Raw genomic sequence first — 12,457 nt, forward strand, 5'->3', positions numbered from 1 at the left:
GCAAGGGGAGGAGGCGCGAAGGTGGCGCGACGAGAGGCCGGAGAGGGCGAGCCGACGCTGGTGTGGGAGCGGCCCGAGCCACCGGCCAGGCCCGCCCCGACCCCCCTGAGCAGGGACGGGATCGTGCGGGCCGCGATCGAGCTGGCCGACGCGGACGGGCTGGACGCGGTGTCGCTGCGCAAGGTCGCCGCCGCGCTCGACGCGGGCCCGATGCGGCTGTACGGCTACCTGTCCACCAAGGAAGAACTGCTGGACCTCATGGTGGACGCCGTGTACGGCGAGATGCCCCGGCCGGCCCGCACCGGCGACGACTGGCGAAGCGCCCTGCGCTCCCTCGCCCACGGCACCAGAGAGGCCGCCCTGCGGCACGAGTGGTTCGCCGACCTGCTCGGCGGACGGCCGCACCTCGGCCCCAACGCGCTGGCCCGCCTGGAGGCGTCCCTGGCCGCCCTCGACGGCGCGCCCGGCTTCGACCACATCGACACGGTGCAGCACGCCGTCCAGACAGTGAACGTCTACCTGGTCGGGGCGATCAGGACCCAGGTCGCCGGGCTGCGCGCCGAGCGGGACACCGGCCTGGACGAGCGGCAGTGGCAGATCGCCTCCGGCCCGTACCTCACCCGGATGCTGGCCACCGGCCGCTACCCCACGCTGGCCCGCTGGGTCCACGACGCCACCCACATCGACGCGGACGCGACCTTCGAGGCCGGCCTCGCATGCGTCCTGGACGGCATCGCCGCCCGCCTCCGCCGCTGAGATCCCCCGTGGAACGCGGATGCCCCCGGCTCCGGAGAGCCGGGGGCACCTGGTGTCAGGCCGTCATGGGCGCTTCCACGGTTCGAAGTAGGCGACCGTGGCGAAGTCCATCTCCAGGGCGTCGGGCGGGGTGCCGCCCGTGGCGCTCACCCCGGTGACGAAGAGGCGGACCCCCGTGCCGGCCGCCGTGTCCACCGCCAGCGCGTGCGCGCTGTCGCGGGCCGCGACCTGGCCGTCGTAGCGGCCGGTCCAGACGGGCGCACCGGTCCCGGCGTCGTAGGCGATCGTCACGTAGTCGTCGCCCGCCGACCCGTCGTCGGAGCTCTCACCGGTGACGACGACCTTGCCGCCGTCCGGCGTCACCGCGACGTCCCAGGCGTAGTCGTCGCGGTTGGCCTGGCCGTTGTGGCGCTGCACCCACGACCGCTGTCCCGTGGCCGGGTCGTAGGCGACGGTGGTGTAGTCGGCCTCGGTGCCCTCGCCCGTGGTGTTGCCCGTGACGTACAGCTTGCCGCCGCCGGGGGCGAGGGTGATGTCGTGGGGGTTGTCGCTGAGGTGGGCCGGGCCGTCGAAGCGGTCGGCCCACAGCTCCTTTCCGGTCGTGGTGTCGTAGGCGATGGTGGTCATGTCGGTCTGCGTGTCACGGTTCTCGGCGGAGCCGGTGATGAAGACGGCCTTGCCGTCCGCGGCGACCGTCGCGGCGACGGGGATGTCGATGGCGTTGGCCGAGCCGTTGTGGGCGGCGGTCCAGAGCTGCCGGCCCGTGCCCGCCTCGTACGCCACGGTGCCCCAGTCGGCCAGGCCCGTGCCCGACGGCCCCGAGCTCTGGCCGGTGACGAAGACCGTGGACCCGTCCGGGCTGACCTCGACCACCCGCGCGTCGTCCGTGCCCCCTCCGGGCCCGTCGAAGTACGACGTCCACCTGGGTGTTCCGTTGTCCGCGTCGTACGCGACGGTGACGTAGTCCTCCTTGCCCGCCTCGCCCATCGTGCTCATGCCGGTGAGGTACACGGTCTTCCCGTCGGGGCTGACCGTGAGCGCGTTGGCGAAGTCGGAGCCGTTGCCCGCCCCGTTGTGCCGGGCGACCCACAGCTCCTTGCCCGTGGCGGCGTCGTACGCGATGGCGACCGCGTCGCTGCTGGTGTCCTTCCCGGTGCTGAGCCCGGCGAGGAACACCTTGGAGCCGTCGGGGCTCACCGCGAGCGACTCGACCTCGTCCCAGCCGGCGGGGCCGGTGTAGCCCGCGTTCCAGACCTCGGCGCCGGTGGCCGGGTCGTAGGCGACGGTGGCGATGCGCGGCTTGAGCACGCCCGGGGCCGGGTCGTAGCTGACGTCCGACACGTAGAGCCGCTTGCCGCCGGGGTCGAGGACGGTCTGCTCGGCCGAGTCGACGCCGCCCGCGGCGCCGAAGGTGGCCGCCCACTTCTCGGGCACCGGGCGGACGAGGACGGGGACGTTCACCGTGTGACGGCCGTCCTTCCAGGTGAGCCGGCCACCCCGGTAGACGTTCATCGGGGCGGTGGCCTGCGTGAACGTGACCGTGAACGACTTGGTCTCACCCGCGCGCAGCGTGAGCCGGCGCGGGGAGACCTTGGCCGTGATCCCGGCCAGCCCCGAGGTGGACGCCGTGTAGGTGGCGGTGGAGCGGCCGACGTTGGTGACCCTGCGGGTGACCGTCTGGGTGCCGGCCAGCCGCCCGACCGCGATGGAGGGGACGTTCATGTCGCTCGGGTCGAGCGAGTGGCCGGCCTTGGACAGCGCCTGGCAGACCTTGTCCTCGACGCCCTTGGTGGTCGCGCAGAGGAACGCGGACCAGTCGTCGACGCCGCTGTCGTAGGCGAGGCCCGGGTCGGCGGCGCTGTTCGGGGTGACGTGCCCGGCTCCCTCGCCGAAGATGACCGCCGGCTCCGTGCCGGGTCCGTCGCGGACGTCGGAGCCCGTCGTCATCAGCGCCGACTTGATCGTCATGGGCGACCAGTCCGGGTGCAGGTCCTTCAGCAGCGCGGCCAGCCCGGCGACGTGGGGCGAGGCCATGGAGGTGCCGCTGAGGACGTTGAACTCCTGCCCGTTGTTGCCCGGCGGCGCCACCGCCGCCAGCACGTCCTGCCCGGGGGCGATGAGGTCCGGCTTCAGCAGGTCCCCGCCGCCCGCGCTGAGCGGGCCGCGCGAGGAGAACGAGGCGATGTACGGCGCCGGGACGTCGGTGCTGATCTTCGCCTGGTCGATCGTCGCCGTCGCGCCGGGGGTGGCGGCGTAGTCCTTGACCGCCTGCCTGTCCTTGACGCCGAGGTGCACCGTGGGGATCGTGTGCAGGTCGGCGTTGAGGGAGTTCTCGTCCACGTTGGTCAGAACCATGCCGACGCCGCCCGCCTCGGCGACGGCGGCGCTCTTGTTGAACCGGGGCGTCACCCCGCGGTCACAGATGACGATCTTGCCCTTGACCTTGGCCGGGTCGAGGACCGGCTTGCCGTCGTTGTCCTTGGTGGTGTAGCACTGCGCGGCGCGTGTCGGGTCGGCCCCGGGCAGCGCCGCGGCGGTCGCGTCGACGAGGGGCGCGGGGCCGGCCTTCGCCGCCAGCGAGACGCCGCTGTACGTGGCGCCGTTCCCGAGCGTCACCGAGCCCTGGGCGCCGCGGTTGTGCGTGCCCGCCGCGACCGTGGTGATCCAGGGGGACGGGTGCGCGACGGTCGACGCGGCCGGGCCGCTGTTCCCGCCCGCCGCGGCGACGAAGACGCCCGCCTCCGCGGCCGACAGGAACGCCATCTCCACCGGGTCGAGGAAGTCCGTGCTGGTCCCGGAGACGGAATAGTTGATGACGTCCACGCCGTCGGCCACCGCCTGGTCGATGGCGGCGACCAGGTCGGAGGTGTACCCGTTGGCCGTGGACGCGTCCTGCGTCGACCAGAGCGCCTTGTAGGCGGCGATCCGGGCGCGCGGCGCGATGCCGCTCACCTTGCCGAACGTCGCGGCGGCGCCGGTCGCGGGCACGTCGTGGTTGCCGCCGGCCGTCGAGGCCACGTGCGTGCCGTGGCCGTTGTAGTCACGCGGGGACAGGTACTCCCAGGGGAAGTACTCCTTCACCGCCGCGTCGCCGCCCCACGCGGCGGTGAAGTGCCGCGCCGCGACGAGCTTGCCGTTGCACGCCTTGGGGTCCCAGGAATCGTCGCCGGCCTGCTCGCACTCGCCGTGGAAGCCCTTGACCGGAGGGTACGGCTTGCCCTTGCCGTCGGTGCCGGCGAAGCTCTTGGCGTCCGGCCAGATGCCGCTGTCGATGACGCCGATGACCAGGCCCTCGCCCGCGCCCTTCTTGCCGTCCGGGCCGCCGAGCCGGTCCCAGAGGCCGCCCCGCGCGTCGAGGCCCAGGAACGAAGGCGTCGAGGACGTCGCCACCGACACCTTCCTGTCCTCGGTCACGGCCACGACCTCCGGTAACGCTCTCAGCTGCGCCGCCTGGTCCTTGGTCAGCTTCGCGGCGAAGCCCTCGAACGCGTACACGTACTCGTACAGCTTCTCGCCGCCGCCCGCCTTGCGCAGCGTGGCGTCGTGCCGGCCGCGCAGGTGGTCGACGTACGTGGTGACTTCGGCGGAGCGCGGGTCGATCTTCTCGCCGCGCTGAGGCTTGGTCGTGGCCAGCCCGGCCCTGTCCCCCTCGTACGTCACGACGGGGTCCTCGGCCATGTGAACTATGTAAATTTTCTGCTCTTCCGGGCCGGCTTCGGCGAAGGCCGGGCCACCGGGCCAGGCGGCTCCGGCCAGCATCAGCCCGGTCAACGCCAGCGTCGCCGGCAGCCGTCTACGACCATGGCCAGCGGATTTGGACAGTTCCATCGTTGCCCTCCGTGCATCGCCGCCGATCAAAGCGGACGATCGCTGAGGTTAACGAGATCCGGCCATACGGGTGATCCGTACCGTATACGGATTTTTGCCACCTAACCCGGACGGAGAGATCCGCTAACCTGCTGGTGGTGAGCGAGAGGGGGTTGGCCGGATGCCCTTGGCGCCGCCCCGCCGCCCCTCGGGCTCGCTGTCGGACGTCCTCGTCGGACGGCAGTCCGAGCTGGCGCTCCTGCGTACGGCCGTCGCCTCCCCGCCCTCGCTCGTCCTCGTCGAAGGCGAGGCGGGCATCGGCAAGAGCCGCCTGGTGGGAGAGCTCCTCGCCACCCCGGAGCTGGCCGGCGTCCGCACACTTGTGGGCCAGTGCGAGCAGCTCCAGGAGCCCCTGCCGCTGTCTCCCGTGCTGGACGCCATCCGGCTGACCGGCGCCGAGCTGGCACGGTCCCGGCCGCTGAACCCGGTGACCGGGGCCCTCGCGCCGCTGCTGCCGGAGATCGCCGGGCAGCTCCCGCCGCCCCCGCCCGCGCTGCACGACCAGCGGGCCGAGCGGCACCGGGTGTTCCGGGCGGCCGTCGCGCTGCTCGACCATCTGAGCCCGCTGGTCCTCGTCCTGGAGGACGTGCACTGGGCCGACGGCGGCACCCACGATTTCCTCTCCTTCCTGGCCTCCCACCAGCCGCGCGACCTGTCGGTCATCGTCACGATCCGCCCCGCGGCTGGGCCCCTGCCGCTGCGGGAGGCGTTCGCCCGGGCGCCGTCCGGCCCGGCGCTGACGGTCGGCCTCGCCCCGCTGAGCGGCTCCGAGGTGGAGGAGCTGGCGGCCGGCATCCTCAAGGCGGACCTCCCCCGCACGTTCACCGCGCCGCTGTACGAGAAGACGGGCGGCATCCCGTTCGTGGTGGAGGAGGTGCTCCGCACGCTCCTCGAACGGCTGCCCGCCGGCGAGATCCCCGGCCGGGCCGACGTCCTCGCCGGTCTAGCGGTGCCGACCGTGCTGCGTGACGTGGTGCTCCAGCGCCTGGCCTCGCTCGACGACACGGCACAGGAGATCATCGGCGCCGCGGCGGTCGTCGGCATGACGCCCGACGAGCATGTCCTCGCGGACGTCACCGAGCACGGCCCGGCGGAGGTCGCCCGGGCGCTCGCCAAGGCACAGGCCGTCGGGCTCCTGCACGAGCAGGACGGCGGGTGCCGCTTCCGGCACGCGCTGGCGCGGCAGATCGTCTACGAGGCCCGGCCCGTGTCGGGCCGCCGCTGGCTGCACCTCAGAACGGCCCGCGCCCTGGAGTCCCGCCCGGGCCCCAAGCCGGTGGCCGGGCTGGCCCACCACTACCGGCACGCCGGCCGTACGACGGAGTTCGTGGAGAACGCGGAGGCCGCCGCCGGCACGGCGATGTCCCACGGCGACGACGCCACGGCCGCGCGGTTCCTGCTCCAGGCGCTGGAGACCGGCGAGCTGCCCGGCGACGTGCGGGTACGGCTGGCCGTCAAGCTCGGCCGGGCGGCCGTGGACGGGCTGGCCCACGCCGAGGCCGTGCCCATCCTCGAACGCCTGCTGGCCACCGAGCCCCTGCCCGCCCACCTCCGGGGCGAGCTGCGCTTCGCCCTGGGCCGTCTGCTGCGCCAGCAGGGCGAGGCCCGCGCCGGCCACCTGCGGATCGAGGAGGCGCTGGACGACCTCGCCGACCGGCCCGCCCTGCTCGGCCGCGCCCTCGCCGTCCTGGCCGCGCCCGAGACCGTCGTGGACCGGCACATCAGCGAGCACACCGCCCGGTGCGACGAGGCGGAGGAGGCCGCGCGCCGCAGCGGCGACCCCGACGTCGGCGTCGCGGTGCGCATCACCCGCGCCTCGCTGCTGCTGGAGCAGGGCGACCCGGCGAGCCGGCGGCTGATCGACGAGCTGCGGCACGACGACCGCCTCCGGGCCGCGCCGCGCGAGCACGCCCGCGCCTGCCTCAACTGGGCGCAGGGCGCCCTGCACATCGGTCACCTGGACTGGGCCGAGGCGCTGCTGGCCGAGGGACGCCAGGTGGTGGACCAGGCGGAGTACCTGCGACTGGCGGAGATCGTCGAGCTGGTTACGGCCGCCGCCGACCACGCGGCGGGCCGCTGGGACGGGCTCGCCGGCCGCGTCCGCCATCTCGGGGACAGCGCTCCGGCCACCTTCGCCGCCGCGACCCTGGACGTACGGCTCCTGCACGGCACGCTGCTCGCGGCCACGGGCCCGGCAGAGGAGGCGGTGGCGGCCCTGACCGAGGTCATCGCGATCGCCGAACGCGTCGGGGCGGTGTGGCCGCTCATCCCCGCGCGGACGGCGCTGTCCCGGCTCCTCCTCACGCTGGACGACGCGGCCGGCGCGGCCGAGCAGGCGACGGCCGCGCTGGTACGGGTACGGGCGAAGGGCAACTGGGTGTGGGGCGCGCAGAGCGTGCTGTGCCTGGCGGACTCCCTCGACGCGCTGGGCAGGGCGGGTGAGGCGGTGGAGCTGGTGGACGAGCTGGCCGCGGGGATCGCCGGCGCCGACGCGCCCCTCGCCCAGGCGGCCCTCCTGACCGCCCGCGCCGTCCTCGCGCGTGCTTCGGAGCCCTCTGCGGCCGACCGGCTGCTGGACGGGGCCCGTACCGTGCTGAAGGACGCCGGCCTGCGCTACGAGGAGGCACTGACCGGCGAGCGCCTCGGCCGATGGCGCTGCGAGCAGGGGGCGGCTGATGGCGGGGGGCTGCTGGAGGGCGCGTTGCGCCTGTACGGCGCGATGGGCGCCGACCGCGACATCGCCCGGATCTGCCGCGTCATGCGCCGGAACGGCGTGCCCATCCCGTACCCCTGGCGCGGCGGCCGCCCGTCCCACGGCCAGATCCTTTCGTCGAGGGAGCGTGAGGTGGCGCTGCTGGCGGCGGCGGGGAAGACGAACCAGGAGATCGCCGCCGAGCTGTTCCTGTCCAGGCGCACGGTCGAGAGCCACGTCTCCAGCGCCCTGCGCAAGCTCGGCCTCCCGTCACGCAAGGAGCTCAGGACCCTGCTCTGACGCCCCCGGCTTCAACGGGCGGGCGACTGGGGGCGCAGGCCGTCCATGACGACCGTGATGAAGCCGTCGATCAGCTCGGGCGACGCGGGTTGCGAGCGTGCGAACGCGTAGACGACCTCGCCGAGCATGACCATCGTGACGGCCGGGTCGATGTCGGTCCGGATGCCGCCGTTCGCCCGGACCCCGGCGATCATCTCTTCCATGACCCGCACGAGCTCCGCCCGCCGAGCCGTGGTGGCGGGCAGGTCCATGCCGGTCAGCTGGTCGTTGATGGCGTGGTGGGCGGACTGGAAGGCGATCAGCTCGGCGAGGAACGCCCGCAGTGCCTGCTCCGGACCGTTCTGCTCCAGCAGGTCCCTGGCGCGCCGCACCACCGGTTCGAGCAGCGCGGAAACGGCCGCGTCGATGAGCGCCTCCTTGCCGCCGAAGCTGCGCACCACGGTGGCCGTCCCCACGCCGGCCTCCTTGGCGATGGACTCGACGGTGAGGGTGACGCCGGGCCTGGCCAGCAGCGTCTTGGTCGCCTCCAGTGCGAGCCCCCTGTTGCGTACGGCGTCGGCCCTGCGACCTGTTGACATCTGGAATGTGCCTTCTGTTTATCTGGAATATGTATTTCATTTATCGTAGCGCAGAGAAGACATCAATCTCCATGAACGACCGGATCCTGGTCTCCGGGGCGAGCATCGCGCCGCTTCGACCCGGTCGCCGGCGCCGACGGCATGCCCGCCAGGGGCGTCCCCGACCTCACGGGTCACTACACCTGGCCAGGCCTGCGTTGCACCGCAGCGCGGCCCCGGCCGGGGCGTCTTTCCTATAGTGGAATTCCTTCTCTATAGTGGAGGACATGAGTGACGGCACTACTTTGACCAGTGGACTGTCCATGTCCGAACTGGGGGCCAGGATCCGGGGCGAGCGCCGCGCCCGGGGTGTCAGCCTGGAACGGCTCGCCGAGCTCAGCGGTGTGAGCCGCAGCATGGTGTCCGAGGTGGAACGCGGCGCGAAGACACCGAGCGTGCTGGTTCTCGACCGCCTGGCAACCGCCCTGGGCACCTCGATCGCGCGGCTCCTGGACGAACCGGTGCGCCCTGACGTCGTGGTACTCGCCAGTGACCGGCAGCAGGTGGTACGTGACCCCGCCGGGTGGGAACGGCGGATCCTCTCCCCGGTCCTGCCGGACATCGAATTCGAGTTCATGCGCACCACCCTGGAACCGGGCGTGGACGCCGGAGAATTCTCTCCGCACGCGCCGGGCTCGCACGAGTACGTGGCGGTGGAACAGGGGTGTCTGCGCCTGGTCGTCGACGGTGTGACCCACCGTCTCGAGGCTGGGGACGCGGCCTATTTCCCCGGCACCCGCCGGCACGCCTTCGCCAACGACTCCACGGGCGCGTGCGTGTACTACCTGGCCATGGCACTGGCCCCGGCAGCCGACCCCACGCGCCACCACACATCGGGAGGAAGACACAGTGCATGACCTGCGGAAAGCAGCCCGGTCGGCGGCGGATCTCGCAACCGATCACCTGGCGTGCGTGGCAGAAGGACCGGTGTGGCGGCCGGTACCCGAGGCGGACCGCACATGGCTCACCCGGCAGCCGCTGCCCGCCGGCGGCCGCCCGCTGACGGACCTGCTGGACGAGGTGCGCGACCGCATCCTGCCGTATCCGATGGGCAACGGGCACCCCCGGTTCTTCGGCTGGGTCAACTCCCCGCCCTCGCCTGCCGGTGTCTTGACGGCTCCCCTGGCCGCGGCCATGAATCCCAGTTGCGCGGGCGGAGACCACGCCGGCGTTCTGCTGGAACGCACCGCTGTGCGGTGGCTGGCGGAACTGGTGGGATTCCCCCACCGCACGGGGGGCGGGCTGTTGACCAGCGGAGCTTCCATGGCCACCGTCGTGGCACTGGCCACCGCCCGCCACCAGGCGCTCCGCGACCAGGGCCACGATGTGCGCGAGACCGGACTGTACGGGCAGCGTCCGCTGGCGCTCTACGTGTCCGCCGAGGCCCACAGTTGCCTGCGCAAGGCGGCCGAACTCCTCGGCCTGGGCACCCGACACCTGCGCACCGTCCCGGTCGATGCGGCATTCCGTATGGACACCGGCGAGCTGCGCCGTCTGATCGCGGCCGACCGGCGGGCCGGGGTGCGGCCGTTCTTTGTCGCCGCGAGCGCGGGAACGGTCAATACCGGAGCCGTCGACCCGCTGGACGACATCGCCGTGATCGCCGCCGAGCACGGGCTGTGGTACCACATCGACGGCGCTTACGGCGCGCTCGGCATCCTCGCCCAGGATGCCGCCCTCCGGTACGCCGGGCTGGAACGGGCGAACTCTCTGGCCCTGGACCCGCACAAGTGGCTCGGCGTCCCCGTCGACGCCGGCTGCGTCCTCTTCCGCGAGCCGGCCGGTGCACGCGACGCCTTCAGCCTGGTCCCGCCCTACCTGCGTGACGACGATGCCGGGGAGCTCGGCTGGTTTTCCGAGTACGGCACCGAACAGACCCGCCCGTTCCGCGCGCTGCGCGTGTGGGCCACGATCGCCCACCTCGGACGGGACGGCATCGTTCGCCTCGTGCAGCACACCTCGGCGCTCGCGCGCACCCTCGCCGAACTGGTCGAAGCCTCGTACGACTTCGAACTCCTCGCCCCGACCGTCACGTCCATCGTCGCATTCCGCCACCGGCCGCCGAACCTCGACACAGACCGGGTGGAAGCACTGAACAAGGCGATCCCGGCCGCCGTTCAGCGCCGTGGGCGCACTTTCCTGACCGGCACGCAGCTCTCCGGTGCCGCGGCCCTGCGCGCCTGCATCCTGCACCCGGACACCACCGAGGACGACCTCGCCCTCCTGCTCCGTGAAATCCGGGTCGCCGCGCGCGAGGTCACCGCATGAGCCCCCGGATTCTGGTTCTCGATCTCGGCGGCGTCCTGTTCCACTTCGACCACGCCCATCGCCTGCAACACATGGCCGACATCTTCGCGCTTCCCGCGGACAGCCTGGACGAGCTGCTGTGGCGGTCCGGGTTCAGCGCCGAGTGTGACTCGGGCACGTACCCGCACACGGCGGATATCCGGGTCCGTATCCGTGCCGCCACCGGCTTCACCGGCAGCGACGACGACCTCGACACTGCCTGGTGCAGCGCCTTCCGGCCCGACCATGCCGTCCGGGAGATGCTGGAACGCCACCGCGGCGCACGGCAGTTGGCGCTGTTCACCAATAACGGCCCGCTGGAGCAGGAGACGCTGCTGCGGCTGTACCCCACGATGTTCGACTGCTTCGACCACCTACTGTTCAGCCACCGCCTCGGACACCGGAAGCCCGCCCTGCCCGCCTTCGACGCCGCTGCGAAACAACTGGGCGCGCACCCGGACGACATCCTCTTCGTCGATGACAGCGCCGCCAACACCGACGCAGCCCGCGCCGCGGGCTGGACCGCCCTCCACTTCCACAGCAGAGAGACCCTCGAACAAATCCTGCAGTCCCGAATCCGGTGATGCCACGGCACGCACGCACGCCGTTGGTCGACCGCACCCCTGAACCTGTCCGGCCGCCACCGAGCAGCCCGGCTTGGGCTCCAGCCGGTCGATAGAACCGCGGGGGGTCTCGCCAGGAGCCGCCGTCGTCCGTACACCTGGAGGCCGCCATCGCCAGGAACGTCGCGAACTCCTGGCGCATCGTCGGTGAACAGCACTTACTCGGACACCTGCTCACCTCCGTCCTCGACGGCTGCAACGCCCACCTCGCGGACGGCGTCCGGCGCGCTTTGGGCCGCGCTCCGCGCGACTTCGCCGACTACGCCCGCCGCACCACCGCCACCGGCATCTGGCACGAAAGACAGCACGCATGAAAACCCTGCAGCAGACCACCCTGATACTCACCGCCCTCGCCACCGGCCTGATGGCCGGCCTGTTCGCGGCCTTCGCCTACTCCGTCATGCCGGGCCTGGCGCGCTCCTCCGACCGCACTTTCGTCGAGGCGATGCAGAACATCAACAAGGCCATCCTCAACCCCGTCTTCATGCTGCCCTTCATGGCCACGGTCCCCCTGCTCGGCCTTGCCGTCGTCCTGGCCTGGCGCGGCCACGGACGGCCCGCGCTGCCGTGGCTCATCGCCGCGCTGGCGCTCTACCTGCTCGCCTTCATGGTCACCAGCGGTCTCAACGTCCCCCTCAACGACCAGCTCGCCAAGGCCGGCAGCCCCGACCACGTCAAGAACCTGGCCGCCGCACGCGAAGACTTCGAGAGCAGCTGGGTCGCCTGGAACATCGTCCGCGCCCTGCTCCACACCGCCGCCTTCGGCTGCCTGCTGTGGGCACTGATCGTCTTCGGCGCGCACCGGACCCAGCAGACCGCGGCCACCGCGCCCCCGGCCCAACGACCGCTCGTCGCGCAGCACCACGGCAGCAGCGCGCACGCTGCCACTGGGCGGACGGCGCAGGCAGGACCGATGCCGCAGGGACCACAGGCCCGTTGGACCGGTGGCCCACGCCGATAGCCCACCGGCAACACCGCCTTCGCCGGTCCGTCCTCTTACGCCGTACTTCCGGTCCATTCACCACAGGCAGGTGCATGCACCGCCCGCGCCCACAGCCGACCGCCCCCACAAAGCCGAGGAGTTCGCCATGTTGATTTTGCTGGTGAGTAGCAGCAGCGTTTGTCGGTCAGTTTGGACAGCACTTGGGGGCTGATCGGGCCCGGAATGTCGGTGAGAAGTAGCAGCACCCGGAGGCTCGGCAGCTCATCTAGCGTGTTCGTGTGATTGTCGATCGTGACGTGCGGGCCAGCGTGCCAGGCGCACGAACTCTGGGCGCAAGCACCTGTCGACTCCCGGACGCCCATGCACTGCCTGC

8 protein-coding genes are annotated in these 12,457 nt (G+C 72.2%); 6 read left to right on the plus strand and 2 right to left on the minus strand.

The window, feature by feature from the left end; all coding sequences use genetic code 11:
• The first annotated feature begins 21 nt into the window (after positions 1-21).
• Complete coding sequence (locus MTP10_RS04265; protein ID WP_310707666.1) at positions 22-756, plus strand: TetR/AcrR family transcriptional regulator C-terminal domain-containing protein; 735 nt, start codon at positions 22-24, stop codon at positions 754-756.
• A gap of 63 nt (positions 757-819) precedes the next feature.
• On the opposite strand, the gene MTP10_RS04270 is transcribed toward MTP10_RS04265, so the two are convergent.
• Complete coding sequence (locus tag MTP10_RS04270) at positions 820-4,434, minus strand: S8 family serine peptidase (RefSeq protein ID WP_310707667.1); 3,615 nt, start codon at positions 4,432-4,434, stop codon at positions 820-822.
• A 310-nt stretch (positions 4,435-4,744) separates the two neighbouring features.
• On the opposite strand from MTP10_RS04270, the gene MTP10_RS04275 reads away from it, so the two are divergent.
• Entirely contained in the window at positions 4,745-7,615 is a 2,871-nt protein-coding gene (locus MTP10_RS04275; RefSeq protein WP_310707668.1) for an AAA family ATPase, read from the plus strand.
• 11 nt (positions 7,616-7,626) lie between these two features.
• Here the strand turns inward: MTP10_RS04275 and MTP10_RS04280 are convergent, their stop codons facing one another.
• Positions 7,627-8,193: a TetR/AcrR family transcriptional regulator gene (locus MTP10_RS04280; RefSeq protein ID WP_310707669.1), complete on the minus strand. Its 567-nt coding sequence runs from the start codon at positions 8,191-8,193 to the stop codon at positions 7,627-7,629.
• Positions 8,194-8,459: 266 nt separating this feature from the next.
• Between MTP10_RS04280 and MTP10_RS04285 the strand changes: the two genes are divergently transcribed.
• From MTP10_RS04285 to MTP10_RS04300, 4 genes are all read left to right on the plus strand, one after another.
• Positions 8,460-9,089: an XRE family transcriptional regulator gene (locus tag MTP10_RS04285; protein WP_310707670.1), complete on the plus strand. Its 630-nt coding sequence runs from the start codon at positions 8,460-8,462 to the stop codon at positions 9,087-9,089.
• Positions 9,082-10,500, plus strand: a complete 1,419-nt coding sequence (locus MTP10_RS04290; RefSeq protein WP_310707671.1) for a pyridoxal-dependent decarboxylase — start codon at positions 9,082-9,084, stop codon at positions 10,498-10,500. Before MTP10_RS04285 ends, MTP10_RS04290 begins: the two co-directional genes overlap by 8 nt.
• Complete coding sequence (locus tag MTP10_RS04295; RefSeq protein WP_310707672.1) at positions 10,497-11,102, plus strand: HAD-IA family hydrolase; 606 nt, start codon at positions 10,497-10,499, stop codon at positions 11,100-11,102. Before MTP10_RS04290 ends, MTP10_RS04295 begins: the two co-directional genes overlap by 4 nt.
• 349 nt (positions 11,103-11,451) lie before the next feature.
• Positions 11,452-12,102, plus strand: a complete 651-nt coding sequence (locus MTP10_RS04300; RefSeq protein WP_310707673.1) for an anthrone oxygenase family protein — start codon at positions 11,452-11,454, stop codon at positions 12,100-12,102.
• Positions 12,103-12,457: the final 355 nt, after the last annotated feature.

This window comes from Nonomuraea sp. 3-1Str (assembly GCF_031570565.1).
In the GTDB taxonomy this organism is placed as follows: Bacteria; Actinomycetota; Actinomycetes; order Streptosporangiales; family Streptosporangiaceae; genus Nonomuraea.